Annotated in this window: 24 protein-coding genes and 1 pseudogene; 14 read left to right on the plus strand and 11 right to left on the minus strand. The window is 63.8% G+C overall.

Going from position 1 to position 24,024, the window contains the following annotated elements:
- The first annotated feature begins 165 nt into the window (after nucleotides 1-165).
- Nucleotides 166-1,110, plus strand: coding sequence for a hypothetical protein (locus tag EJ069_RS04245; protein WP_126060224.1), 945 nt, complete (start codon nucleotides 166-168; stop codon nucleotides 1,108-1,110).
- A gap of 114 nt (nucleotides 1,111-1,224) precedes the next feature.
- Here the strand turns inward: EJ069_RS04245 and sucD are convergent, their stop codons facing one another.
- The 5 genes from sucD to EJ069_RS04270 form a co-directional block, all read right to left on the minus strand.
- Nucleotides 1,225-2,124 carry a succinate--CoA ligase subunit alpha gene (gene sucD, locus EJ069_RS04250; RefSeq protein ID WP_126060225.1) on the minus strand — a complete coding sequence of 300 codons (900 nt, stop codon included), beginning with the start codon at nucleotides 2,122-2,124 and terminating at the stop codon, nucleotides 1,225-1,227.
- Between the two features lie 128 nt (nucleotides 2,125-2,252).
- The gene (locus EJ069_RS04255) at nucleotides 2,253-3,440 is read right to left on the minus strand and encodes a malate--CoA ligase subunit beta (RefSeq protein WP_126060226.1); all 1,188 of its coding nucleotides are present in this window, start codon (nucleotides 3,438-3,440) and stop codon (nucleotides 2,253-2,255) included.
- A gap of 19 nt (nucleotides 3,441-3,459) precedes the next feature.
- Nucleotides 3,460-4,419, minus strand: coding sequence for a CoA ester lyase (locus EJ069_RS04260; protein WP_126060227.1), 960 nt, complete (start codon nucleotides 4,417-4,419; stop codon nucleotides 3,460-3,462).
- Between the two features lie 10 nt (nucleotides 4,420-4,429).
- Nucleotides 4,430-5,620, minus strand: coding sequence for an aminotransferase class V-fold PLP-dependent enzyme (locus tag EJ069_RS04265; RefSeq protein ID WP_126060228.1), 1,191 nt, complete (start codon nucleotides 5,618-5,620; stop codon nucleotides 4,430-4,432).
- A gap of 122 nt (nucleotides 5,621-5,742) precedes the next feature.
- Nucleotides 5,743-6,360, minus strand: coding sequence for a response regulator transcription factor (locus tag EJ069_RS04270; protein WP_281060030.1), 618 nt, complete (start codon nucleotides 6,358-6,360; stop codon nucleotides 5,743-5,745).
- Nucleotides 6,361-6,748: 388 nt separating this feature from the next.
- On the opposite strand from EJ069_RS04270, the gene mgtE reads away from it, so the two are divergent.
- The 3 genes from mgtE to EJ069_RS04285 all read left to right on the plus strand — a co-directional run bounded on the left by mgtE (nucleotide 6,749) and on the right by EJ069_RS04285 (nucleotide 9,266).
- Entirely contained in the window at nucleotides 6,749-8,182 is a 1,434-nt protein-coding gene (mgtE, locus tag EJ069_RS04275) for a magnesium transporter (RefSeq protein ID WP_126060230.1), read from the plus strand.
- A gap of 143 nt (nucleotides 8,183-8,325) precedes the next feature.
- Nucleotides 8,326-8,712, plus strand: a complete 387-nt coding sequence (locus EJ069_RS04280; RefSeq protein WP_095815511.1) for a MerR family DNA-binding transcriptional regulator — start codon at nucleotides 8,326-8,328, stop codon at nucleotides 8,710-8,712.
- A 41-nt stretch (nucleotides 8,713-8,753) separates the two neighbouring features.
- The gene (locus tag EJ069_RS04285) at nucleotides 8,754-9,266 is read left to right on the plus strand and encodes an HXXEE domain-containing protein (protein ID WP_189476159.1); all 513 of its coding nucleotides are present in this window, start codon (nucleotides 8,754-8,756) and stop codon (nucleotides 9,264-9,266) included.
- 11 nt (nucleotides 9,267-9,277) lie between these two features.
- Here EJ069_RS04285 and EJ069_RS04290 read toward each other — a convergent pair whose 3' ends face one another.
- A complete protein-coding gene (locus EJ069_RS04290; protein WP_042643120.1) occupies nucleotides 9,278-9,757 on the minus strand; it encodes an isoprenylcysteine carboxylmethyltransferase family protein in 480 nt (159 codons plus the stop codon).
- Nucleotides 9,754-10,755, minus strand: a complete 1,002-nt coding sequence (locus EJ069_RS04295; protein WP_126060232.1) for a DUF1624 domain-containing protein — start codon at nucleotides 10,753-10,755, stop codon at nucleotides 9,754-9,756. The genes EJ069_RS04290 and EJ069_RS04295 overlap by 4 nt, the downstream gene beginning before the upstream one ends.
- A gap of 285 nt (nucleotides 10,756-11,040) precedes the next feature.
- Here EJ069_RS04295 and EJ069_RS04300 point away from each other — a divergent pair, with 285 nt between their 5' ends.
- The gene (locus tag EJ069_RS04300) at nucleotides 11,041-12,240 is read left to right on the plus strand and encodes an MFS transporter (protein ID WP_126060233.1); all 1,200 of its coding nucleotides are present in this window, start codon (nucleotides 11,041-11,043) and stop codon (nucleotides 12,238-12,240) included.
- Here EJ069_RS04300 and EJ069_RS04305 read toward each other — a convergent pair.
- The gene (locus EJ069_RS04305; RefSeq protein ID WP_126060234.1) at nucleotides 12,209-13,399 is read right to left on the minus strand and encodes an aromatic ring-hydroxylating dioxygenase subunit alpha; all 1,191 of its coding nucleotides are present in this window, start codon (nucleotides 13,397-13,399) and stop codon (nucleotides 12,209-12,211) included. The genes EJ069_RS04300 and EJ069_RS04305 overlap by 32 nt on opposite strands.
- A gap of 187 nt (nucleotides 13,400-13,586) precedes the next feature.
- Here EJ069_RS04305 and EJ069_RS04310 point away from each other — a divergent pair, with 187 nt between their 5' ends.
- The 3 genes from EJ069_RS04310 to cobO all read left to right on the plus strand — a co-directional run bounded on the left by EJ069_RS04310 (nucleotide 13,587) and on the right by cobO (nucleotide 15,576).
- Nucleotides 13,587-14,273: a gamma-glutamylcyclotransferase gene (locus tag EJ069_RS04310; protein WP_126060235.1), complete on the plus strand. Its 687-nt coding sequence runs from the start codon at nucleotides 13,587-13,589 to the stop codon at nucleotides 14,271-14,273.
- A gap of 132 nt (nucleotides 14,274-14,405) precedes the next feature.
- Nucleotides 14,406-14,951, plus strand: coding sequence for a bifunctional adenosylcobinamide kinase/adenosylcobinamide-phosphate guanylyltransferase (gene cobU / locus EJ069_RS04315; RefSeq protein ID WP_126060236.1), 546 nt, complete (start codon nucleotides 14,406-14,408; stop codon nucleotides 14,949-14,951).
- A gap of 1 nt (nucleotide 14,952) precedes the next feature.
- Nucleotides 14,953-15,576, plus strand: coding sequence for a cob(I)yrinic acid a,c-diamide adenosyltransferase (gene cobO / locus EJ069_RS04320; protein ID WP_126060237.1), 624 nt, complete (start codon nucleotides 14,953-14,955; stop codon nucleotides 15,574-15,576).
- Here the strand turns inward: cobO and cbiB are convergent.
- Entirely contained in the window at nucleotides 15,573-16,580 is a 1,008-nt protein-coding gene (cbiB, locus tag EJ069_RS04325) for an adenosylcobinamide-phosphate synthase CbiB (RefSeq protein WP_126060238.1), read from the minus strand. The two genes, cobO and cbiB, sit on opposite strands and share 4 nt — an antisense overlap.
- On the opposite strand from cbiB, the gene cobD reads away from it, so the two are divergent.
- On the plus strand, nucleotides 16,579-17,634 hold the full coding sequence (gene cobD, locus EJ069_RS04330; protein ID WP_126060239.1) for a threonine-phosphate decarboxylase CobD: 1,056 nt from the start codon (nucleotides 16,579-16,581) through the stop codon (nucleotides 17,632-17,634). The genes cbiB and cobD overlap by 2 nt on opposite strands.
- The gene (locus tag EJ069_RS04335) at nucleotides 17,631-18,140 is read left to right on the plus strand and encodes a tyrosine phosphatase family protein (RefSeq protein WP_126060240.1); all 510 of its coding nucleotides are present in this window, start codon (nucleotides 17,631-17,633) and stop codon (nucleotides 18,138-18,140) included. The genes cobD and EJ069_RS04335 overlap by 4 nt, the downstream gene beginning before the upstream one ends.
- Nucleotides 18,141-18,152: 12 nt before the next feature.
- On the opposite strand, the gene EJ069_RS04340 is transcribed toward EJ069_RS04335, so the two are convergent.
- Together EJ069_RS04340 and EJ069_RS04345 are read right to left on the minus strand one after the other, a co-directional pair.
- Entirely contained in the window at nucleotides 18,153-18,950 is a 798-nt protein-coding gene (locus EJ069_RS04340; protein WP_126060241.1) for a creatininase family protein, read from the minus strand.
- 66 nt (nucleotides 18,951-19,016) lie between these two features.
- Nucleotides 19,017-19,400: a RidA family protein gene (locus EJ069_RS04345; RefSeq protein WP_126060242.1), complete on the minus strand. Its 384-nt coding sequence runs from the start codon at nucleotides 19,398-19,400 to the stop codon at nucleotides 19,017-19,019.
- A 252-nt stretch (nucleotides 19,401-19,652) separates the two neighbouring features.
- On the opposite strand from EJ069_RS04345, the pseudogene EJ069_RS04350 reads away from it, so the two are divergent.
- The 4 genes and pseudogenes from EJ069_RS04350 to EJ069_RS04365 all read left to right on the plus strand — a co-directional run bounded on the left by EJ069_RS04350 (nucleotide 19,653) and on the right by EJ069_RS04365 (nucleotide 24,023).
- Nucleotides 19,653-20,656 (plus strand): annotated as a pseudogene (locus tag EJ069_RS04350) (ABC transporter substrate-binding protein).
- A 15-nt stretch (nucleotides 20,657-20,671) separates the two neighbouring features.
- Complete coding sequence (locus tag EJ069_RS04355; RefSeq protein WP_126060243.1) at nucleotides 20,672-21,493, plus strand: ABC transporter ATP-binding protein; 822 nt, start codon at nucleotides 20,672-20,674, stop codon at nucleotides 21,491-21,493.
- Complete coding sequence (locus tag EJ069_RS04360) at nucleotides 21,480-22,331, plus strand: ABC transporter permease (protein ID WP_126060244.1); 852 nt, start codon at nucleotides 21,480-21,482, stop codon at nucleotides 22,329-22,331. The genes EJ069_RS04355 and EJ069_RS04360 overlap by 14 nt, the downstream gene beginning before the upstream one ends.
- A 393-nt stretch (nucleotides 22,332-22,724) precedes the next feature.
- Nucleotides 22,725-24,023, plus strand: coding sequence for a cytosine deaminase (locus EJ069_RS04365; protein ID WP_126060245.1), 1,299 nt, complete (start codon nucleotides 22,725-22,727; stop codon nucleotides 24,021-24,023).
- Nucleotide 24,024 lies beyond the last annotated feature (1 nt).

Here is a 24,024-nt window from a genome sequence, read left to right on the forward strand (position 1 = left end):
CTGAAACTTGCCCTGTACGCCTTGATGCGGGTCGATATTACGAGGGTCGGCTAAGGTATTTTGCTGCACGAAACGGCGCCCCGTGCCCACGACTAGGTTCCATGCTATCGGTAAAACATGCGTCAACCATCTCCTCCCAAAATCACCATAGATACAAACTGCGTCGTGGCCCTGTTCGACAGCGGTAGCCAAACAGCTACCTCGATCGATGAACTGCGGGAACTTATGCGTTACGCCCTGTCTGGGGCCGTGAACTTGGCTATTACGACGAGGGTTGAAATTGATTTCGGCCGCGATAGAGACGATGGGCGCCGCGCCGAGATGATGCACCACATAGCGATGATCCCTGTCATCGGAACGGTGGCGCGCTGGGATCAATCGCGGTTCGATGGCGCCGACGTTTTAGTTGCCCGTCATCATCAGTCTTTGCTGGCTGAGGTAAAGGGAATCGTATTCCCTGGCCTCACGCCGGAAAGCGGCAAATACGCAAACAAGCTCGCCGATCTCGACCATCTCGTCGGCCATAAGCTGGCCGGCCGCGATATTTTCGTCACCGATGATGGGGGACTACTCCGCCGCTATCAGCAGTTGCGAGACTCTGTTGGCATTCTGGTGATGTCGCCAGCCGAGGCGCTACGCTTCGTTGATGCTCACCACGCACGCCATCAGCAAAAGTTCCTTGAACCCGCCGGGAACGACGAGGCCTATCGAGACCGGCGGCTGAGAGGCACAGTGACTTTCGACTACTCCAACAACGATCACCGGTTTTCTGTCGGCGAAGGCCTTTACTTGTTCGAGACCAGATGGTCGAAAGCCAGCAATCACAGCATTCATGCATACCGGGATGAACCATCCGTCGAAAGCATCGCGCTAGCACGGGGCGCGGTTGAAATCTCTGAAATCCGAGACGCTTCTGCCTACGATTTTTCGAGTCGCACCAGATCACCGAACATTGGACAAGTCATCGTCTGGCGAAACGTGAACGGCCTGTTCGCTGCTACAAAAATCCTTGCCATCAAGGATGACGGCCGAGGCGATGAACGGGATGAACTTTCATTCGAGTTTGTCATTTTACCAGATGGATCTGCGGACTTTTCCGCCCGCTCGTGATTTGCTCGAATCGGGCACAACACCAAATCGAACCCGAGCCAACCGCGATGGCCAACCGGCGGCGAGCCATGAAGACCGCGCCACCGCCTGGTATTCCTGAGCTGTCGAGCTTGATTACGCCGCCTTCTTCGTCCGCGCCAGCGTGTCCGCAACTACTTCGCCGAAGGAGGCGGGAGTCGGCACGATGACGACGCCGGCTTCCTTGAGGATCTCGACCTTTTCCTGCGCCGACTCGCCGAAGGCGGAGATGATGGCGCCGGCGTGGCCCATGCGGCGGCCTTTCGGGGCGGAAAGGCCGGCGATATAGGCGATCAGGGGTTTGCGCATGTTGTCGCGCGCCCAGATCGCGGCTTCGGCTTCCTGCGGGCCGCCGATCTCGCCGATCATCACCACGGCGTCGGTCTCGTCGTCGCGCTCGAAAAGCTGCAATATGTCCTTGAAGGACGAGCCGTTGATCGGATCGCCGCCGATGCCGACGCTGGTCGACACGCCGATGCCCAGCGCCTTCATCTGCGAGGCGGCCTCGTAACCCAGCGTGCCGGAGCGGCCGACGATGCCGACGCGTCCCGGCAGATAGATGCTGCCCGGCATGATGCCCATCAGCGCCTGTCCAGGCGTGATGACGCCGGCGCAGTTCGGGCCGACGAGGCGCATGCGGTCCTCGAAGCGGTAGCGGCGCATGTAGCGCTTGACCTGCATCATGTCCTGCGAGGGGATGCCGTCGGTGATGCAGACGCAGAGCTTTATCCCGGCATCCGCCGCCTCCATGATCGAATCGGCGGCGAAGGGCGGCGGCACGAAGACGATGCTCGCCTCGGCGCGGGTCTCGCGCACCGCGCCCTTGACGGTGTTGAAGACCGGCAGGCCGAGATGCGTCTGGCCGCCCTTGCCGGGTGTGACGCCGCCGACCAGCTTGGTACCGTAGCGCTTCATGTCTTCGGCATGGAAGCTGCCGATCTTGCCGGTGAAGCCTTGCACGATGACGCGCGTGCTGCGGTTGAGCAGGATTGCCATTTTCTCGACCTCCCTAGAGCATGATGCCGAAAAGTGTGAAGCGGTTTTCGGACGACATCATGCTCTATCTGTTTGATTTTAGAGACGGATTCAGATTTCAGGTCGATTCGACCTGAAATCATCCGGCTCTAGGCTGCTTTCTTTTTCTTGGTGGCTTCGCGCCAGGCGGCGACGGCCTTTTCGGCGGCTTCGGCCAGCGTGTCGGCGACGATCACCGCCTCGCCGGAATCGGCCAGGATCCTGCGGCCTTCCTCGACCTTGGTGCCGGAAAGCCTCACCACCAGCGGCACGTCGACGCCGACCTCGCGAATCGCCTTGATGACGCCTTCGGCCACCCAGTCGCAGCGGTTGATGCCGGCAAAGATGTTGACCAGGATCGTCTCGACTTGTTTGTCGCCGAGCACGGCGCGGAAGGACTTTGCCACCCGCTCTGGCGAGGCGCCGCCGCCGATGTCGAGGAAGTTGGCCGGCTCGCCGCCGGCGATCTTGATCATGTCCATCGTCGCCATGGCGAGGCCTGCGCCGTTGATGATGCAGCCGATATTGCCGTCGAGCCCGACATAGGAGAGGCCGCGGTCGCTGGCGAAAGTCTCGCGCGGGTCTTCCTGGCTCTTGTCGCGCAGTTCGGAGATTTCCGGGCGGCGGAACAGCGCGTTCTCGTCGAACGACATTTTCGCGTCGAGCGCGACCAGGCTGCCGTCGCGGGTGACAACCAGCGGGTTGATCTCCAGCATCGAGGCGTCGTAGTCGCGGAACACCTGGTAGCAGCCGAGGATGGTTTCCGTCGCCTTGCCGATCAGGCTGCTTTCGAGCCCGAGGCCGAAGGCGATCTCGCGCGCCTGGAAACCCTGCATGCCGACGCCGGGATCGACGGTGGCGCGGATGATCGAATCCGGCTGCTTTTCGGAGATGTCCTCGATCTCCATGCCGCCGGCGGCCGAGGCCACGATCATGACGCGCTCTTCCTTACGGTCGAGCACGAAGCCGAGATAGAGCTCCTGCGCGATGTCGACGGCTTCCTCCAGATAGAGGCGCGAGATCAGCTTGCCGCGCGGGCCGGTCTGGTGGGTCACCAGCTTGCGGCCGAGCATGGCTTCCGCGGCGTTGGAGATCTCCTCGTCATTCGAGCAGAGTTTTATCCCGCCGGCCTTGCCGCGCGCGCCGGAATGAACCTGCGCCTTCAGGACCCATTTCGAGCCGCCGATCTCCCTGGCCCGGTAGGTCGCCTGCTCGGGGCTGTAGGCAAGGCCGCCGCGCGGCACATGCACGCCATGGCGGGCAAGCAGTTCCTTGGCCTGGTATTCGTGAATGTCCATCTTGTCCTCCCGGTAATTCTCAGTGCGTAGCTTGGGCTTGGCCGGCGCGCTCGATCGCTTCGCTGACCACCAGCACGTTGCGCGCCATGCGCTCCGATGCGGCGTCGATCATCTTGCCGTCGAGCGCGGCGGCGCCCTTGCCGGCCGCTTCTGCTTCCTTCAGCACCTCCAGGATGCGGCGGGCGCGCGTGACCTCCTTCTCAGGCGGCGAGAACACGTCGTTGGCCAAGGCGATCTGCGAGGGATGGATCGCCCATTTGCCTTCGATGCCGAGCGCCGCGGCGCGCCTTGCGGCCGCCTTGTAGCCTTCCGGATCGGAGAAATCGCCGAACGGCCCGTCGATGGCGCGCAAGCCATAGGCGCGGCAGGCGACCGTCATGCGCGACAGCGCGAAATGCCACTGGTCGCCGGGATAATCGGGGTTCAAGCCGCCGATGTTGACGGTGCGCGCCTTGTTGCTGGCGGCATAATCAGCGACGCCGAAATGCATCGCTTCCAGCCGCCCGGGCGTGGCGGCGATCGCCTCGACATTGGCCATGCCGAGCGCCGTCTCGATCAGCGCTTCGAGGCCGACGCGGGTCCTGAAGCCCTTGGCCATCTCGATCTGGTTGACCATGGCCTCGACCATGTAGAGATCGGCCGGCACGCCGACCTTCGGCACCAGGATGGTGTCCAGACGATCGCCGGCCTGTTCCATGACGTCGACCACGTCGCGGTACATGTAATGCGTGTCGAGGCCGTTGATGCGCACCGAGACGGTCTTGCCCTTGGCGCGCCAGTCGATGTCGTTCAGCGCCTGGATAATGTTCTTGCGGGCACGCTCCTTGTCGGGTGGCGCGACCGCATCCTCGATGTCGAGGAAGACGAAGTCGGCGGCGCTGTTCGCGGCCTTGTCGATCATCTCCGGGCTGGAGCCCGGAACGGCGAGTTCGCTGCGCTGCAGCCTGAGTTTCTTCAGGTGGTTGATGGTGTGGCTCATCGTCCGCTCCTCACGCCGCCTTGGCGACCGGCATTTCGGCCGTGCGGCGGAAGTGCTCGATCGCCGCGGCGACGCCCGAGCCGGGCGCCAGGCGCACGCCGCAGTCGAGCAGCGCCATTTCGGCCGCCGACAGCGAGGCCAGCACCATCACCTCGTTCAGCCAGCCGAGATGGCCGATGCGGAAGACCTTGCCGGCAACCTTGTTGAGGCCGCCGCCAAGCGATGTCTGGTAGGCGCCGTAGGCGCGCTTGACGACGTTGGCGCTGTCGATGCCCTCCGGCACCAGGATGGCGCTGACCGTGTCGGAGTGCCATTGCGGCGCCTTGGCGCAAAGCTTCAGGCCCCAGGCGTCGACCGCCTTGCGCACGCCTTCGGCCAGGCGATGGTGGCGGGCGAAGATGTTCTCCAGCCCTTCCTCGGCGATGAGGTCGAGCGAAGCGCGCAGGCCGCGCAGCAGCTGCGTCGCCGGCGTGTAGGGGAAATAGCCGGCGTCGTTGGCGCGGATCATGTCCTCGAAGGCGAAGTAGCAGTGCCGGTGGGTGGCGATCCGCGCGGCGGCAAGCGCCTTCTGGCTGACCGAGAGGAAGCCGAGGCCGGCGGGCAGCATGAAGCCCTTCTGCGAACCGCTTACGGCGCAGTCGACGCCCCATTCCTCCTGGCGGAAATCGATCGAGCCGATCGAGGACACGCCATCGACGAAAAGGAGTGCGGGGTGGTTCGTGGCATCGAGCGCGGCGCGGCAGCCGGCGACGTCGCTGGTGACGCCGGTCGCGGTCTCGTTCTGCGTGCAGAACACCGCCTTGATACGGTGCGCCTTGTCGGCCTTCAGCCGCTCCGCATAGAGGTCGAGCGGAACGCCGGTGCCCCATTCGCAGTCGATGATTTCGACCTCGAAGCCGAGCCGCTCGGCCATGTCGACCCACAGATGCGAGAACTGGCCGAAGCGCGACATCAGCACCTTGTCACCGGGGCTGAGCACGTTGGTCATCGCCGCTTCCCAGGCGCCAGTGCCGGAGGACGGATAGATGAAGACGCGGCCGGTCTCGTTCTTGAAGACTCGTCTGATGTCCTCGAACAGCGGCAGCGTCAGGTTGGGGAAGGAGGCGGCGCGCATATCCTCCATCGGCAGGTTCATGGCCTGCCGGACTTGCTCCGGAATGTTGGTGGGTCCCGGGATGAACAGATGCGTGAACCCAGCCATACGCGAAATTCCTCCGATCGTTTTGGATTGTGGAGGAAGTTTCGTCCTGGCGAGGCTCGCCAACAACACCTTGCCGGGTAAGTTGTCGGCACTTGCGGGTGGGGTGATCCTACCCGTCTGGCCTACCCGATAGGCGATTTGGACGTGCGTTGTTTCTCGCTGGAATAGAGCGCGACGGCCATGGCGCGATTGCGCACGTCCAGCTTGTCGTAGAGATTCTTCAGGTGGTACTTCACCGTGTTCTCGGAAATCCCTGTACGCGTGGCGATCTGCAAATTGGTCCAGCCGTCGGACAGCACCGCCAGCAGTTCCCGCTCGCGCACGGTAAGCCTGGACAAGGGCGTGTCGTTGACCTTGTTAATGTCGATATAGGGAATGCAGATGCGGCCATGCGCCACCGCCAGGATCGTCTCGAAGATCACCGGCGGCTCGTCGAACTGGAAGCAATAGCCCTGAGCGCCGAGGCGCACGCATTGCTTCAGGATGCCGATGTCATGGTCGTTGGAAAAGATCGTGATGCGCACGCCGAGCTCGCGGCTCTGAACTTCCGTCAGCACATCGGCGCCGTCCATGTCGGCGAGCTTCCAGCCGACGACGGCCACATCGAACTGTGTGGCAGCGGCCATATCCAGGAATTGCGCGCCGCTGTGCACGACACCGAGCAGATCGAAGCGGCCGTCGCATTCCAGCATCTCGCGCAGCGCCGAAACGACGAAAGGATTGCGCTCGGCGACGACCACGCGAACGCGCTTCTCGCCAGCTGTTTCTTCCGTTTTCCGCGACGCGAGGTTCAAGGCCTGCCGCTCACCTTTTCGATTCCACCCATGCGTCGGCCTCTTCGGACCGTGTCATGACAATTCTGCCTCAACGGGGAAGGGGTGCTCTTTCCCCAGCGACATGCGCTGTCGCGTCGGCTGGAGGTATTGTCACAGCCGCGACATGGAGTAGGTGAGCGATTCTGTGGGCAGGATTGCCGCGATATTTCTTCGGCTATTCCGGGCTCTAGCGCGACATCTTATCAAGACGAATCCTGTAGCCGCGCTATCTGCTGCAAAGGTCTGGGATTTCTCCGAAAGCGGTTTCCGGTTTGCGGGGTCATGCGCTAGACCTCATTTTCGGGATTCCTCGATGCGGGAGGCGCTGGTGGAAGGCCAGGACAGACAGACGACCGACGTCGCGCCCGCCGAGGAGCATCACGCCGACATCTATGGCGAGGACGGCGCCGTGCGCGCCGCCTTTCTTGCCCAGATCGGCGCGGCGATCGCCGACCGCGACACGATCACCCTCAAGCGCGAAGTCGACGACCTGCACCAGTCGGAACTCGGTGACGTGCTGGAGGCGCTTCATCCCGAACAGCGCCGCGCGCTGGTCGAGTTGCTCGGTTCCGATTTCGACTTCTCCGCGCTGACCGAGGTCGACGAAGCGATCCGCATGGATATCGTCGACAATCTGCCGAATGAGCAGATCGCGCAGGCGGTGCAGGAGCTCGATTCCGACGACGCCGTCTACATTCTCGAGGACCTCGAGAAGGAAGACCAGGACGAGATCCTGTCGCAGCTGCCCTTCACCGAGCGCATCAGGCTGCGCCGAGCGCTCGACTATCCGGAAGAGACGGCCGGCCGGCGCATGCAGACCGAGTTCGTCGCCGTGCCGCCATTCTGGACGATCGGCCAGACCATCGACTACATGCGCGAGGACAAGAACCTGCCCGAGCGCTTCAGCCAGATCTTCGTCATCGATCCGAGCTTCAAGCTGGTCGGCGCCATCGATCTCGATCAGATCCTGCGCACCAAACGCGCGGTCAAGGTCGAGGAGGTCATGCATGAGACGCTGCATGCGATCCCGGCCACGATGGACCAGGAAGAGGCGGCCCGCGAGTTCGAGCAGTATAATTTGCTCTCCGCCGCCGTGGTCGACGAGAACGGGCGGCTGGTCGGCGTGCTCACCATCGACGACGTGGTCGACGTCATCCAGGAGGAGGCGGAAGAAGACCTTCTGCGCATGGGCGGCGTCGGCGACGAAGAACTCTCCGACACGGTGCTCGCCACATCGCGCTCGCGCGTGCCTTGGCTGCTGGTCAATCTGTTGACCGCTTTCCTCGCCGCGTCGGTGATCGGCCTGTTCGACCGCACGATCGAGCATATCGTGGCGCTTGCCGTGCTGATGCCGATCGTCGCCGGCATGGGCGGCAATGCCGGCTCGCAGACCATGACCGTAACCGTGCGCGCGCTGGCGACCAGGGACCTCGATATCTACAACGCCGCGCGCATCATCCGCCGCGAGCTCGGCGTCGGTTTCATCAACGGCGTGGTCTTTGCGGTGCTGATCGGCATGGTCGCCGGATTTTGGTTCCGCGACCCCAATCTGGGTGGCATCATCGCGGCGGCAATGATCATCAACATGTTTGCCGCCGCGCTTGCCGGCATCCTCATCCCGCTGGTGCTCGACCGTTTCAAGATCGATCCGGCTGTGGCCTCGGCGGTCTTCGTCACGACGGTTACCGACTGCGTCGGCTTCTTTGCCTTCCTCGGACTGGCGACGTGGTGGTTTAGAGTTCCCTAAATCAACACGGTGGCGTTAATTGACTTTTACGTAAATGCCGTGCGAGGTTGCCGTGGGGTCAGGTGCCGATTCCGGCGCTGCATGGGTATCACGGTAGGGAAGGGCGACGCTGAAAGCGGCGATGCCTTGGCTTGGGAGTGGGAATGCGGGAATATTATACGATCACCGAGCTGACGCGGGAGTTCGACGTGTCGACGCGGACGTTGCGTTTTTACGAGGACGAGGGGTTGGTGCAGCCGGTGAGACGCGGCCGCACGCGGCTATTCCGGCCGTCCGACCGGCATCTCATCCGTCAGATCATGCGGGGAAAAAGGCTCGGCTTCTCGATCAACGAGATCCGCGAGATCATCCAGATGTACAAGGAGCCGCCCGGCGAGGTCGGCCAGCTCAAGCTGATGATCCGGCGTATCGAGGAAAAGCGCGAGGATCTGCGCCAGAAGCGGCGCGACCTGGAAGAGACACTGGCCGAGCTCGACCAGGCCGAGGAGTCCTGCGTGGAGCGGCTGGCTGAACTGGGCGTCAATACCTGAAGGGACCGCTTGCTTCCGTTGGACTGGCGGTCGATCGAACCGTGTTCATAATTCTGGCTTGGCTGTTCGCCGCCGCAGTCGTCGTCCACAATCTGGAGGAAGCAATTCTGTTGCCCGCCTGGTCGAAGCAGGCGGGGCATTGGCATAGTCCTGTCGGGGCGCGCGAATTCCGGTTCGCCGTCCTCGTGCTCGCGGCTCTTGCCATCGGTGCCGCATTGCTCGCCGCCCTGCAAGGGCAGGAAAGCATGGGCGCCTATTTGCTGTCCGGCTACGCGCTGGCGATGCTGCTCAATGTGGTCTTTCCGCACCTCCTCGCCACAATCGCCATGCGTCGCTACATGCCGGGCACGGCGACTGCTCTTGCCTTCAACCTGCCGGTCAGCGTCACCCTGCTGCATCGGGCGTTTGAAGAGGGATATATCTCTTCTGCACGTTTTGCGTTGGCGGGGCCAGCTGTCGTGTTGGCGATCGTGCTGCTCATTCCTGCACTGTTTTATCTCGGCCGGAAACTATGGCCCTACAGCGAAATGGCATCACACCGAGCGCACCGCTGATCTTGTCTTGCTTAGATCCAGCGCCGCACCCTTTTTGCATAGTCGCGATATTTCTTGCCAAATTTCGCCGCCAGGATCTTTTCCTCCTTCTCGATCGCCAGCTTCTGCGTCGCGAAGGCGGCGAGGAAGGCGAAGATCAGGAACCAGGCGATGCCGGTGATGAAGGCGACGCCGATCAAGAGCAGCGTGTTGGCGAGATACATCGGGTTGCGGGTGATGCCGAAAGGACCCGACGTCACCAGATGGTCGGGCTCGGCATTGGGGTCGAGCGTCGTCTTGGCCCTGAACATGGCGCGGATGGCCGTGATCCAGAGCATGGCGACGCCGAACAGCGCCACCCAGCCGACGCCGAACAGGAGATCGCCAAAGATGTCGCCGATCCAGGGCAGCGGATAAAACATGCCGAGGGCGACGCTGGCCGCGATCGCCACGACATAGATCACCGGCGGCCAGGGAATGATCCCGTGTCTGGGCTTTGCGATGCCCGTCATTGCTGCCCTCCCTGCATCTGGTCCTCGGTCGCGGCGGTGCAGGTTTCCGCAAGATCGGACAGGTGCGATTTCCAGACGCTGGACTGGTCGTTGGCGTAGAGCTTGTCGAGAGACCCTTCGCCCTTCAGCGTGTCCAGCATGCAGCCACAATAGCTCGTACAGAACTTGCTGTCGCGCTGCTGTTCGCACTGCGCCTGGCAGGCCGGCAGGAAGCCGGCTTCCTTGTCCTGGGGGCCGGCGGGCATGACCTGCGAGAACAGCCAGACCGAGCCGAACAGAAGCGGCTGATGGATGAGGTAGAAGGCGAGGCTGTGGCGGCCGATGAAGGTCAGCGGGTTCGACCAGCGGCCCGGTATCCATGTCCCTAGCCGGGCAAGCAGGCCTGTGGCGGAAGCAAGTTTCACCGCGGCGATGCCGGCAAGCACGGCGCCGAACCATGGGAAAAGCGGCACATAGTCGTTGGAACGCGGGTTGGTGGCGGAAAGGCCAACCCACCACAGCGCCGGATGATCGAAGAACTCCGACCGCAGATAGTAGGGGGCTGCAATGACGGCGGCAGCGACGATTGCCGTCAGCAGCCAGGGCAGCCTGAGAAAGGCGAGGCCGAGGAGGCTGGCCAACGCGATCTCGTGCAGGATGCCGAAGAAGATGAAACCGTCCGGCGTGACGAGATAGGTGACAGCCGAGATGGCGATCGCCGCCACGGCGACCATGGCGAAGCGCTTCCAGAAGCTGGGCCAGCGGATCTGGCGGCCATGGGCGAGGAAGAGACTGACGCCGACCAGGAACAGGAAGGTCGAGGCAATGCAGCGCGCGTAAAGCTTCCACCAGCCGAAGGCAGTGAGGGCTGGCGCAGTGTAGCCGAAATTTTCGAGGTCCCAGGTGATGTGGTAGCTCGCCATCGCGATCAGTGCGACTCCGCGCAGGATGTCGAAGGCGGCGATGCGGCCCTGCTTGGGCGCGTCCTGAACGGGTTCGCTGGTCGTTTGAAGGCTCATCGTCAGGCAATCCGATTCAGTCGTGCCAAACGACTATCACGGTTCAAGCCGACGACAGAAGCAGGCGGCCATCAATGCGTTTCATGGCAGCCATGAAATTCCGCTTTAGGCCAGCGGCGGAAAGCCTTTGGCAGGCTTCGCTTTTCGGCCCTCGGGGGTCGGTTTCCTGCTACTGGCCGACGGCTGGTCCGGCCAGATTTGGCAAAATTTGGATGCATGTCGTTGCCCCAGAACCGCAGCACACTTCTGGGCGACATGCATTGTGATTCACGTCCCGGAGGGCCGATGTCCACCCATGTGCGCCATCCGATCTGGCTTCCGGCCCTGCGGGCGGCGGATGCGCGCACCTTCGCCTCGCTCTATGCAGTGGAATCCTTCGCCCGCGCCACGATCTCCAGCGTGATCCCGATCCAGGCCTACGAGATCCTGCACAATGAGCGGATCGTCTCGATCCTCTACACCATCGTGTCGCTGATGGGCCTTTCGGTGACGCTGTTCATGCCGATGCTGATCCGCCGCTTCGCGCGGCGCTGGGTCTACACGGCCGGCTGCGTGCTGCTGGCGATCGGCTCCGCCTTCTTCATTACCCACACGCTGCCCGGACAGATCGCCGGCATGCTCTGCCGCGTCATGGGGGCGAGCGCGCTGTCGATCACGCTGAACCTCTACATCATGGACCACATCCGCAAGACCGACTTCATGCAGGCGGAATCGCTGCGCATGGCCTGGTCGATGTTCGCCTGGACCGGCGGGCCGACGCTTGGCATCTTCCTCTACACGCATTTCGGCATCTATGCCGCGCATGGCGCGGTCGCGGTCTTTGCGTTCGCGCTGCTTTGCCTGTTCTGGTTCTATCGGTTGAGCGACAACCAGTCGATCCGGCCGGGCAAGTCGCGTCCGGCCAATCCACTTGCCAATATCGGCCGCTTCGTGAAGCAGCCGAGGCTGAGACTTGCCTGGCAGATCGCCTTCGGGCGCTCCTGCTTCTGGACGACGTTCTTCGTCTACGGCCCGCTGTTCATGGTGATCACCGGCGAGGGCAAGCTTGCCGGCGGTTTGCTGGTCTCGGCCGGCAACGCACTTCTGTTCGTGGCGATCTTCTGGGGCAGGGCCGGCGCGCGCTTCGGTGCGCGCCGAGTCATGACCTTCGCCTATTTCGCCATGGCGGCCATGCTGTTCGCGGCTGGCGGCATCGGCGAGGCCGCTCCGCTGCTCACGGCCGCGCTGCTGCTCTTCGGCGCCTTGTTCACCATCGCGCTCGACGCGCTCGGCTCGACCGCCTTCATGCGCTCGGTGCGCACGTATGAAAGGGCGCAGATGGCGGCAGTCTACCGCACCTATCTCGATTTCTCCGAGCTGACGCCGCCGCTCGTCTATTCGGTGGTGCTCACCTTCTTCGGCCTGGGATCGGTTTTCGTCACGCTAGGCATCCTGGCGGCCTTCTGCGGCTTCGTCACCTGGCGCTATCTGCCGAAGGCGTTTTGAACGCCGCGTGGCGCTCGCGCACCCAATCGTGAAAGCGGTGCAGCTCGTACTCTTCCGGCATCAGCACGCCGGCTTCGTGGCGCATCGAGCGCAGGCCTTTCTGGTTGACCTCGCAGATCGCGGCGTCTTCCTCCAGCACCTGCGTGCCGAAGGCGACGATGTTGTCGATATCGGTGTTTCCCAGCGCATCCGGCGCGAACAGCCATTCGGCGGTGAGCTCGGTCTGCTCGGGGCCTAGCGGGGCGAGCCGCACGGTGCGCATGTAGTCGACATGGCCGACGATGAACATCGAGGGCAATGAGGTCGCGTAGATCTGGCCCGCGGCGCGTTCGGCTGGGGTCAGGCTCGGGAAGACCGGGCCATGGACGTGACCGTCGCGCGACCAGGTTTCGGCGCCGGCGCGCAGGCGGCCGGAAAACTCCGGATCGTCATTGTCGGCGTGGCGCGCCCATTCGGGATCGTCATGCCTTGCCATCAGGCCGCGGCCGTAGATCGGTACCAGCCGCGACAGATCCTTGTGCACGCCCGGGCAGTGTAGGCACTCGTTGAAGTTCTCCCAGAAGATCTTCCAGTTGCAGTTCATCACCTTGGTGAGCCGGTGGCCGGTGACGAGCGTCTCCAGCGGCCAGTTGGAAAGATCGCCGGAGGCGCGATCGAACGAGCTTTCCGCCGAGCCTTCGGGCTCCTTGGCGAGGTTGATGAAGACGAAGCCGCGCCAGAGCGAGAGCGCCACGCGATAGAGCGGATAGTCGGCCTTGTCGAAGCCCTCGGGCAGCGATTTCGACGGCACGCGCACGAGATCGCCGCGCAGCGAATAGGACCATGCGTGGTAGGGGCAGGTGAGCAGCCTGGCCTTCAGCCGCCCGGCGCTTTCCTGGCAAAGCTGCGAGCCGCGATGCCGGCAGGTGTTGTGGAAGGCGCGCAAGGCACCGGTCTCGTCTCGCAGAATGACGATTTCCTGGCTGCCGATGCGTACCGTTCGGAAGGCAAGCGGCTCGGCGAGATCGGCCTCTCGGCAGACCATCAGCCAGCTTCGGTACCAGATGGCCTCCAGATCGCGCCGGTAGGCGTCGGCATCCCAATAGGCCGCCGACGGCAAGGTCGGCTGTAGGCTGGTCAGACCGTTGTAAGGATCGCGTTCGCTCGGATTGGGCTGCATCGGCTTCTCCTGCTAGAGCAGCCTGGCAGCTGCTCTAGCTCTTTGTCTTTGCGCAATTCCGGACGGAAAACCGCTGCGCACTTTTCCTGGAATTGCTCTAGCGACAGCCGACACCCGGGCAAAGCTGTTGTCAATTGCCGGCCCTCGCGGATTGTAGCGCCGGCGCGGGGACCTTAAGGTCACTCGCATGCTGCCAAGAACCATGTCGCTTACCGAGGAACTGGTCGCCCGCTGCTTTCGCGTTGTCGAGGACAGCGGGCCCGATCCTGACGCCGCGCATCTGGATGACGCGGACTATGACGCTATGGTGCGCATGCTGGAGGCTCAGCTTCCCGCCGAGGAACCGCTTTGGCTGTTTGGCTACGGCTCCCTGATCTGGAAACCCGAGATCGAGCATGTCGAGGAGCGGGTCGCTCTGCTGCGCGGCTGGCACAGGTCCTTCTGCATGAAGATGACGCGTTGGCGCGGCACCAAGGAAAGCCCGGGCCTGATGATGGCGCTGGACCGTGGCGGACAATGCAAGGGCGTCGCCTTTCGGCTCGGCGATGGCGACCGGCGCGGGCAGCTCGACAGGCTGCTGCGGCGCGAGGTGACGCTGAAGCCGACCAGCTATCATCCGCGCCTGATCAATATGATGAGCGATGCCGGTCCGTTGCGGGCGCTGGCCTTCGTTATCAACCGGCAGGGTACTACCTATGCCGGCCCGCTCACCGAGGAGGATGTTGTCGAGAGGCTCGCGACGTCCTGCGGCCACTGGGGCTCGGGCGCCGACTATCTCTACAACACCGTGAAGAATCTCGAGCTGCGCCGCATCCACGACGCTCATTTGTGGCGGCTGCAGCAGCTGGTCGCGGCGCGGATCGCCGCTTCTTAGCGCCGAAACGCTTGCCGCAATCGCGCCGGGACACGGCGGAAATTGGTTTGCCGGTGGTTGTGCTTCTGCCTAAAGTCGCGCCCCGTCAGCCGTTGGCTGCCGCAAGATTTCATCTAGGGACGAAGACAGGGAATGACCGGCGCGACAGCCGCGAGCGGCAACAAAACTTCCGATCGCAAACTAACCTTCGTCTTGGGCGGCGCGCGCTCGGGCAAGAGCTCGCATGCCGAGAGCCTCACGATCGCCCGTCCGTCGCCCTGGTCCTACATCGCCACGGCGCAGGCCTATGACGACGAGATGCGTGAGCGCATCGCGCTGCATCGGTCGCGGCGGGGCGAGGGCTGGCTCACCGTCGATGCGCCGCTCGACCTGGTCGGCGCGATCGAGGCCTTGCCGGATCACCAGCCGGTGCTGATCGATTGCCTGACGCTGTGGCTCACCAACCAGATGCTGGCCGACCATGATGTCGAGGCCGAATGCCGGCAGTTGGCGGATGTGCTGTCGCGGCCGCGCGGACCGTGGTTCGTGGTTTCCAACGAGGTCGGATTGGGCATCGTGCCCGACAACGCTTTGGCGCGCCGTTTCCGCGATGCTGCCGGACGGCTCAACCAGCAGGTCGCGGCGGTGGCCGACAATGTGCTGATGATGGTGGCGGGGCTGCCGCTCAAGGTGAAATGACATGGTCGAAGACAAGGTGATTAACGAGGGGGACGCCGAGCGCCATCGCGCCAAGATGGCCAAGCGCAAGGCGGTGCAGGACGCCGAGGTGGCCGGCAAGACGATCGAGAAAGGGCTGCTGATCGTCAACACCGGGCCGGGCAAGGGCAAGACCACGGCCGCCTTCGGCCTTGCGTTGAGGATGCTTGGCTATGGCAAGCGCGTCGGCGTCGTCCAGTTCATCAAGGGCAAATGGCACACCGGCGAGAAGGACGCCTTCGCAGCCTTCGGCGACCGCGTCGTCTGGCACGCGATGGGCGAGGGGTTTACCTGGGAGACGCAGGACCTGAAGCGCGATATCGCCGCCGCCGAAGCCGCCTGGGCCAAGGCGCTGGAGCTGATGGCCGATCCGTCGATCAGCCTGGTGGTGCTCGACGAGCTCAATATCGCGCTGCGCTACGATTATCTCGACCTGGAAAAAGTGGTCGCGGCGCTGAAGGCACGCCGGAGCGATCTGCATGTCATCGTCACTGGCCGCAACGCCAAGCCGCTGCTCGTCGAGGCGGCCGATCTCGTCACCGAAATGGGGCTGACCAAGCACCATTTCTCCGCCGGGGTGAAAGCACAGCAGGGGATCGAGTTCTAAGGTGTGCTGGCGCCTTGGCCGCTGATCGAAATGCTCAGGTAGATCACGATCGCCGAGACGACCGCGAACAGGCCGAGCAGCAGCCAGTCCGCCATGCGATAGAGCTTCAACGCCTGGCGGATGTCCGTGCTTTCGGCCTCGCGGCGGCCACCTTCGCCCATGAAAGCGTCCTCGACGACTTCGCCGCCATAGCTGCGCGGTCCGGCGAGGGACAGTCCGAGCGCGCCGGCCATCGCGGCTTCCGGCCAGCCGGCATTGGGCGAGCGGTGTTTCCTGGCATCGCGCCGCATCACCTGCCAGGCGGCGCGCGGATCGGCGCCCGGGACAAGGAAGGCCGCCAGCACGATCAGCAGGCCGGTTAGCCGCGATGCAGGCAGGTTGATCAGATCGTCGAAGCGGGCGGCCGCACGGCCGAAGGCTTCGTGTTTCGGCGTGCGGTGGCCGATCATCGAATCAGCGGTGTTGGCGGCCTTGTAAGCAGCGCCGCCAGCGAGACCACCGACGCCGGTCCAGAAGGCGGGCGCGACGATGCCGTCGGAGAAATTCTCGGCCAGGCTTTCGATCGCCGCGCGGGCGACGCCTGCCTTGTCCAACTTTTCAGGATCGCGGCCCACAATGCGCGAAACGGCGATGCGGCCAAGCGTCAGGCCGCCGGTCTCCAGCGCATCCGCGACCTCCTCGACATGCTCGGCGAGGCTTTTCTGCGACAGCAGCGCGGAACCGAGGACGGCTGCAATGACCAGACCCGTCGGGAAGATCAGCCAGAGCAGGACATGCAGCGCAAGGCCGATAAGGCCAGGCACCAGCAAGATAATGAGCAACGCCCGCACACCCTGGCGGCGACGGATTTCGTCGGAATCCGTGGCGCGGTTGAGCCGGCGATCGAGAAAGGATATCAGCCTGCCGATCCAGGTGACCGGATGGCCGATGGCATTGAACAGCCAGTCCGGATAGCCGAGGGCGCGTTCGACGGCGAGTGACAGGAAAGCGATCAGGACAGACATGAAGCTTCTAAGCGGCGCGATCGCGGCGGTTGATCATGGCGGCAGCCTTGGCCGGGCAAGCGCGCTTTTTCCTCATGCGCCACAACCTTTCGTGGACCTCTCGACAGGTATCAACCCGCACTCCTATCCGCTTTTCGAATTGCCCGCCACCGCCCTGACCCGATTGCCGGAGGCAGGACAACTGCGCGAATTGGCCGAAATTGCGGCTGCGGCCTATGGCGCGCCATCGGCGGCACATGTTGCGGCGGCGCCCGGCACGCAGATTCTGCTGCCGCGCGTGGCTTCGCTGGTACGGCCCGGCAGGGCGCTGGTGCTCGGCCCGACCTATGCCGAACACGCCCGCGCCGCGACCATCGCCGGCCATGCGGTCGCGGAAGTCAGCGACTTCGACGCGCTGGCCGAGGCGGACCTCGCGGTGCTGGTCAATCCCAACAATCCGGACGGACGGGTGATCGACAAGTGGCGCCTGCTTGAGCTCGCGGCGCGGCTTCACGCCAGGGGCGGGCTGCTCGTCGTCGACGAGGCCTTCATGGATGTCGGCCCGAGTGAACACAGCCTGGCGGGGGATGTCGGCGAGGGCGGCATTGTCGTGCTGCGCTCGTTCGGCAAGTTTTTTGGCCTCGCCGGTGTTCGGCTCGGCTTCGCGCTGACGGATCCGTTGACGGCCGAACGGCTGGATGCGCAGCTCGGGCCCTGGGCCGTGGCAGGGCCTGCGCTCGAATATGGTATCCGCGCCTTGTCGGATGCGGCATGGCAGGCCACCATGCGGCAACGCCTGGCAGAGGAAGCCGCGCGGCTCGACGTCCTGCTTGGCCGCTTCGATGTTCCGGTCGCCGGCGGCACCAGCCTGTTCCGCTATTTGTCGTTTGCCCAGGCCCCCAGCCTTTTCTCGGTGCTCGGCGAGCAGGGCGTGCTGGTCCGGCATTTCGCCGAGCGTCCCGGGGTCCTGCGCATCGGCCTGCCTGGCAGCGAACCAGAATGGCGGCGCCTTGAAAGCGCGCTTGCCGCCTGGGCCGCACGGCGTAAGGATGCGCCGAAGGAGTCCGAGCAATGATCCATGTCTGTTCGCTGTCGAAGGTCGACGAGACCGTGGCAAGGACTGGCGCGCAGCGCTTGCTGTCCCTGCTTGCCGCGGGCACGGAGGTGACGCGCCCGGCCTCGATCCTGGCGGAAAACCATCTGCATCTCGTCATGCACGACATCGCCGTGGCGCAGGAAGGCATGATGATGCCCGGCGAGGAGCATGTGCGGGCCTTGCTCGATTTCGCCTATCGCTGGGACCGCGTGAAGCCGCTGGTCGTGCATTGCTATGCCGGCGTCAGCCGCTCGACCGCCTCGGCCTATATCATCGCCGCGGCGCTGGCGCCGAAGCGCGACGAGATGGAGCTCGCCCAGACACTGCGTTTTCTCTCGCCGACAGCCACGCCCAATCCGCGGCTGATCGCGGTCGCCGACATGCTGCTTCAGCGGGACGGCAGGATGATCGCGGCGATCGAAGCCATCGGCCGCGGTGCCGATGCTTTCGAAGGGATACCTTTCGAGCTCGCTATCGAAGGATAGAAGAGCGCCCCGCTACGACAGCCAGTCGGTAAGCTTTGCCTTACGCACGTCCCTGACTAGGCTGATAAAACCGTCTGCCTGATGCTCTGCGGTGAGCCGACCTTTCTCGGCGGTGGCGATCGAGGCATCGCCGACCACGCCGTTGGGGTTGAGGTCGCTGGCGATCCAGGCGAAGGCGTGCGTGCCAGTGTGGCGCAGCAGGGTGAATTCCTGTTCGGCGCGGGCGACATTGGAGACGAAATTGTCGGCCTTGCCCATGTCGACGAGGTCGGGCCGGAAATGCAGCATCAGCGAGGTCTCGACATCGCCGCCATGGATCCCGTGACGGTCTTCGAGCTCGGTAAACATGCCGGCCGGGCGGCCGAAGCGCTGCCAACTCGTCTTCACCGACAGCATCTTGGCGCGTACACGCAATTCGCGCGAGATGATGCCCATGATCTCTTCATTGCCGCCATGCGAATTGACGATGATCAGCTTTCTGACCCCGGCGCGCGCGATCGACAGGCCAAGCTCGGTCCAGGCATCCACCAGCGTGGTCGCCGGCAGGGTGAGGGTGCCGGGCGCATGCAGATGCTCGTTCGACTTGCCGACCGCCTGCACCGGCAGGATGCGGATGTCGAGATCGTCGGGCAGGCGCGCGATCACCGTCTCCAGCATGCCCACCATGATCGAGGTATCGGTCGAGACCGGAAGGTGAGGGCCATGCTGCTCGATCGCTGCCACCGGCAGCACGGCGATCGTGGCTTCCGCATCGATCGAGGCGTATTCGGTCGTCCGGTAATCGCCCCACCACACACGTCTTTTGGCCACTTTAGTCTCCGATTGCTCTGCCGTCCGCACCGGTCGGTGTAATGCGCTTATTGGCTACGGGCAACGCTAGCCTGCCGCCAAAACCTCCACCTCGACCTTGAATTCGGGGCGGGCGAAGCCGGAGACGATCATCAGCGTAGAGGCCGGCGCCGGATCGGAAAAGAGCCGGTTGCGGACATCCATATAGGGCTGCAGGTGGGCACGATCGGTGACGAAGGCGTTGATGCGCACAATGTCGTTCAAGGTCAGCCCGGCTTCGCTCAAGATTGCAGCGATGTTCTTGAAGCAGAGCTCGGCCTGCGCGCCGGCGTCCTCGGGAACATGGTCGTCGGCCCCGATGCCCAACTGACCAGAGCATAGCACAAGCCGTTTTCCGGCAGGTACTTCAACGCCGTGGCTGTAGCGGGCGAAGGGCGGCTTGATGGTCTTGGGGGCGAGGTATTTCAGCATGGCATTCTCCTGTGCGCCCGCAGACTAAGGCTCGATTCATGAAACCTTCAAGATGCGGTGCATGCCTCCCGGGCGATTATGGACAGGCGTCCAAAAAATAGGCACGATGCCTCGCGTACGGCATGACCCGTCCGGTCTCGGCAATGACTGTCGCGCAAGCAGGCGGCCCAGGCGGTGGCATGTGTCTTGCTTCTTGAATCCATGGTGTCGAGCCCAGCGCGTTGCGCGCCCGGGCCAAGAGAGGGTGAGTTTATGATCGGAAATGGGAAGATCCTGGCGGGCTCGATCGCCTTGCTGGTGGCGGGCACGCTGGCTGCTGCCGCGAACGAGAAGGTGACGTTCGGCACCAACTGGCTGGCCGAGCCGGAGCATGGCGGCTACTACCAGGCCGTTGCCGACGGCACCTACGCCGCCTGCGGCCTCGACGTCACCATCATGCAGGGCGGCCCGCAGGTCAGCGGCCGGCCAATGCTGCTTGCCGGCAAGATCGATTTCTACATGGGTGGCAATCTGCTGTCGGCCTTCGACGCCGTGCAGCAGGGCATTCCGATGCGCGTCGTCGCCGCCGATTTCCAGAAGGACCCGCAGGTCATCATGTCCCAGCCGGGGCAGGGGCTGGACAAATGGGAGGACCTGAAGAACGCCGACCAGTACATCCTCGGCGACGAGGGCGCGCAGACCTTCTTCCAGTGGATGGTGACCGAGCTCGGCTTCGATGCGGCGAAGCGCGTGCCCTATACCTTCAATCCGGCGCCGTTCATCGCCAACAAGAAGTCGATCCAGCAGGGCTATGTCACGTCCGAGCCCTTCGCGGTGCAGAAGGCGGGGGCTTCGTGCCGAACCAGTTCCTGCTCGCCGATTATGGCTGGGATACCTATGCGACGACCGTCGAGGTGATGCAGGACACGATCGACAAGCGGCCGGAGGTCGTGCAGTGCTTCGTCGATGGCTCGGCCAAGGGCTGGTACAACTACCTCTACGGCGACAACAAGGCCGCCAACGACATGATCAAGAAGGACAATCCGGACATGACGGATGAGCAGATCGCCTTCTCGATTGAGCAGCTGAAGAAGTTCGGCGTGGTCGATTCCGGCGATTCGGAAAAACTCGGCATCGGCGCCATGACCGACGCGCGCATCCAGAGTTTCTACGACAAGATGGTCAAGGCCAAGGTCGCGCAGCCGGGCATCGACATCAAGAAGGCCTATACGCTGGCTTTCATCAACAAGGGCGTCGGGCTGGAGCTGAAGAAGTAGGGCGGCCTGCCTGAGATGATCCAGGAGAAAGTGGCGAAGACGCCGGCGGCATCGGGCGAGGCCCCGATGCTGCTTTCGTTGCGCGACGTCGGCAAGGTGTTTTCCAACGGCGTGACGGCGCTTAGCAAGGTGGATCTCGCGATCCGCGAAGGCGATTTCCTCAGCCTGCTCGGCCCGTCCGGCTGCGGCAAGTCGACGGCGCTCAGGCTGATCGCCGGCCTGTCGACGCCGACCTCCGGCCAGCTCGACTGGCGCGGTTCGATCGACCGCTCGAACATCGGCTTCGTCTTCCAGGAGCCGACGCTGCTGCCTTGGGCGAGCGTCTTCGACAATGTCTGGCTGCCGCTGCGGCTCAGGGGCGTGTCGCGCGCCAAGGCTGCGCCGGCGGTGATGGAGATGTTGGCGCGGGTCCATCTCACCGGCTTCGAAAATGCCGTACCGCGCGAGCTTTCCGGCGGCATGAAGATGCGGGTGTCGATCGCGCGGGCCATGGTGACCAAGCCACGCATCCTCCTGATGGACGAGCCTTTCGCCGCGCTCGACGAGATCACCCGCTTCAAGCTCAACAACGACCTTCTAGAGCTGTGGCAGGACGAGCGCTTCACCGTCGTCTTCGTCACCCACAGCGTCTTCGAAAGCGTGTTCCTGTCCAGCCGCGTCGTCGTCATGGCCGCGCGGCCGGGCCGCGTTTTCGGCGAGCTCCCCATCAGCGCGCCCTATCCGCGCGACGAGGTGTTCCGGACCTCACCCGACTATGCCGCGCTTTGCCGGCAGGCTTCTGACGTGCTGGTCGACGCCATCAACTCAACCGCCGGACCGCACCATGACGGCCATTGACGACATTGCATTGAAGCTTGACCCCGAGGAGGCGCGCCGCGCCCGCCAGGAGCGTCTTGAGCGCATCGGCAAATGGGTGCTGCCACTGGCGATCATGGTGCTGGCGATCTGGCTGTGGGATCGCATCTGCGTCTGGAACGAGATCCCGCAATACATCCTGCCGCGGCCAGGCGTGGTGCTGCAGACGCTGCATAGCGATGCCGGCCTGTTGTTCTCCTCGCTGCTGGTGACGCTCAGGATCACCTTCCTCAGCCTTTTGCTCGCCGTCATCGGCGGCGTCGGGCTGGCGGTGCTGTTCGCACAGTCGAAATGGGTGGAGATGTCGTTCTTCCCCTTCGCCATCGTGCTGCAGGTGACGCCGATCGTCGCCATCTTCCCGCTGATCAACATCTATGTGAACAACCAGACGGTCAAACTGCTGCTCTGCGCCTGGATCGTCGCCTTCTTCCCGATCCTGTCGAACACCACGCTCGGGCTGAACTCGGTCGACCGGAACCTGCGCGACCTGTTCAAGCTCAATGGCGCGACGCGCTGGCAGCAACTGCGCTATCTGCGCCTGCCGGCGGCGATGCCCTATTTCCTCGGCGGGCTGAAGATTGCCGGCGGCCTGTCGCTGATCGGCGCCGTGGTCGCCGAATTCGTCGCCGGCGCGCAGGGGCAGTCGTCGGGGCTCGCCTCGCGCATCATCGAGGCCGGCTACCGGCTCAACGCGCCGCGCCTTTTCGCGGCGCTGATCCTGATCTCGCTTACCGGCATCCTGATCTTCCTGGTGCTGTCGCTGGTGTCGCATCTGATCCTGCGCCGCTGGCACGAGAGCGCGCTCAAGCAGGAGCATTAGGGTGGTTGGCGTGATTGAAAACGGCGTGAGGCTGGTTGGACCGGAGGCACACCGAACAGGCGTGCGGAGACATCGCGAACAGTTTTGCGCCGCTGCATTCTTCTGCGACCGTAACGGAATGGATCCTCGGGTCTACGCGTCCGCTTCGCTCCCGCTCCGCCCGTGGATGACCAAGGACGGGGAGGCACATGCAAATCGCCAATGCCGGAGATTGGTAGAGGCCCCGGTATCTCCGGCGCTTACGATTGGTGGCGGCATCCTTTCCTTTCGTCATCCTAGGGCGGAGCGGGAGCGAAGCGGACGCGCAGACCCTAGGATCCATGCCGTTCCCTTTGAGCTTAGCGGCGGTGCAAAAACTGTTCGCGATGTCTCTAGGACAGCTGGGAGCAGACCTTGATACCTACCTCTGGTTCTTATCGCTTGGCTAACGTTCGGCTTCACCGTTCGCTGACGCCCGGGCTTACAGCGCCGTTCGACGCGGACGGTTTCGCGCTGGCCGAACTGGCTGTCGCGGATGGCAGGATCACAAGTATTGTCGCCCAAGCCAGGTCGAAGGCAGAAGCCAACGCGATCGACCTCGCCGGCCGGATCGTGCTGCCGTGCTTCGTCGATTGCCACACTCATATCGACAAGGGCCATATCTGGCCGCGAAAGCCCAATCCCGACGGCACCTTCATGGGCGCGCTCAACGCCACCGGCGCCGACCGCGCGGCGCGCTGGAGTGCGGAGGACGTCGCGCGGCGTATGGATTTCTCGCTGCGCTCGGCCTATGCGCATGGCACCAAGGCGGTGCGCACGCATCTCGACAGCGTGCGACCGCAAGAAGAGATCTCCTGGCCGGTTTTCGAGGCGATGCGCGAAAAATGGCGCGGGCGGATCGACCTGCAGGCCGCCTGCCTGCTCGGCATCGAAGGCGTGCGCGACAAGGCCTGGTTCGAACGGCTGGCCAAGCGCGTCGCCGCGGCCAAGGGGGTGCTCGGCGTCGTCACCTATATGGTGCCGGACCTCGAGGAACTGCTCGACCAGGTTTTCGCTGAAGCCATCAAGCACGGGCTCGACCTCGACTTCCATGCCGACGAGACCGACGATGTCGCGGCGATTTCGCTGAAGAAGATCGCCGAGGCGTCGCTTTGGAACGGTTTTGAGGGCAACATCCTGGTCGGCCATTGCTGCTCGCTGGCGCGCCAGCCGGACCTCGAGGTTCTCGACACGCTGGACAAGGTGGCAAAGGCGCGGCTCGCCGTGGTGTCGCTGCCGATGTGCAACCTCTATCTGCAGGACCGCCGCAACAACCAAACGACACCGCGCTGGCGCGGCGTGACGCTGCTGCACGAGATGAAGGCGCGCGGCATCAAGGTGGCGGTCGCGTCCGACAACACGCGCGATCCGTTCTACGCCTATGGCGATCTCGACATGCTGGAAGTCTACCGCATGGCGACGCGCATCCTGCATTTCGATCATCCGGTCGGCGACTGGCCGAAGGCGGTGGCGGCGACGCCGGCCGAGGTGATGCGGCTCGATGGCGCTGGGACGCTTGCCGCCGGCGGCAGCGCCGACTTCATCGTCTTCAAGGGACGGAGCTGGACCGAATTGCTGTCGCGGCCCGAAACGGATCGCATCGTGGTGCGCGAGGGCAAGGCGATCGAACGCCAGTTGCCCGACTATGCCGAACTCGATGAATTGATGGTGTGAT

Origin of the sequence: Mesorhizobium sp. M2A.F.Ca.ET.043.05.1.1, assembly GCF_003952445.1 — a bacterium.
Classification (GTDB): domain Bacteria; phylum Pseudomonadota; class Alphaproteobacteria; order Rhizobiales; family Rhizobiaceae; genus Mesorhizobium.

Excerpts from the sequence above, each read along its gene's own strand:
- EJ069_RS04360 (WP_126060244.1), top strand. The coding sequence starts at position 21,480 with ATGACGGCCATTGACGACATTGCATTGAAGCTTGACCCCGAGGAGGCG.
- EJ069_RS04345 (WP_126060242.1), bottom strand. The coding sequence starts at position 19,400 with ATGCTGAAATACCTCGCCCCCAAGACCATCAAGCCGCCCTTCGCCCGC.
- EJ069_RS04280 (WP_095815511.1), top strand. The coding sequence starts at position 8,326 with ATGCGGGAATATTATACGATCACCGAGCTGACGCGGGAGTTCGACGTG.
- cobU (WP_126060236.1), top strand. The coding sequence starts at position 14,406 with ATGACCGGCGCGACAGCCGCGAGCGGCAACAAAACTTCCGATCGCAAA.
- mgtE (WP_126060230.1), top strand. The coding sequence starts at position 6,749 with ATGCGGGAGGCGCTGGTGGAAGGCCAGGACAGACAGACGACCGACGTC.
- EJ069_RS04310 (WP_126060235.1), top strand. The coding sequence starts at position 13,587 with ATGCTGCCAAGAACCATGTCGCTTACCGAGGAACTGGTCGCCCGCTGC.
- cbiB (WP_126060238.1), bottom strand. The coding sequence starts at position 16,580 with ATGTCTGTCCTGATCGCTTTCCTGTCACTCGCCGTCGAACGCGCCCTC.
- cobO (WP_126060237.1), top strand. The coding sequence starts at position 14,953 with ATGGTCGAAGACAAGGTGATTAACGAGGGGGACGCCGAGCGCCATCGC.
- EJ069_RS04255 (WP_126060226.1), bottom strand. The coding sequence starts at position 3,440 with ATGGACATTCACGAATACCAGGCCAAGGAACTGCTTGCCCGCCATGGC.
- EJ069_RS04300 (WP_126060233.1), top strand. The coding sequence starts at position 11,041 with ATGTCCACCCATGTGCGCCATCCGATCTGGCTTCCGGCCCTGCGGGCG.
- EJ069_RS04305 (WP_126060234.1), bottom strand. The coding sequence starts at position 13,399 with ATGCAGCCCAATCCGAGCGAACGCGATCCTTACAACGGTCTGACCAGC.
- EJ069_RS04335 (WP_126060240.1), top strand. The coding sequence starts at position 17,631 with ATGATCCATGTCTGTTCGCTGTCGAAGGTCGACGAGACCGTGGCAAGG.
- EJ069_RS04265 (WP_126060228.1), bottom strand. The coding sequence starts at position 5,620 with ATGGCTGGGTTCACGCATCTGTTCATCCCGGGACCCACCAACATTCCG.
- EJ069_RS04260 (WP_126060227.1), bottom strand. The coding sequence starts at position 4,419 with ATGAGCCACACCATCAACCACCTGAAGAAACTCAGGCTGCAGCGCAGC.
- cobD (WP_126060239.1), top strand. The coding sequence starts at position 16,579 with ATGAAGCTTCTAAGCGGCGCGATCGCGGCGGTTGATCATGGCGGCAGC.
- EJ069_RS04290 (WP_042643120.1), bottom strand. The coding sequence starts at position 9,757 with ATGACGGGCATCGCAAAGCCCAGACACGGGATCATTCCCTGGCCGCCG.
- EJ069_RS04295 (WP_126060232.1), bottom strand. The coding sequence starts at position 10,755 with ATGAGCCTTCAAACGACCAGCGAACCCGTTCAGGACGCGCCCAAGCAG.
- EJ069_RS04355 (WP_126060243.1), top strand. The coding sequence starts at position 20,672 with ATGATCCAGGAGAAAGTGGCGAAGACGCCGGCGGCATCGGGCGAGGCC.
- sucD (WP_126060225.1), bottom strand. The coding sequence starts at position 2,124 with ATGGCAATCCTGCTCAACCGCAGCACGCGCGTCATCGTGCAAGGCTTC.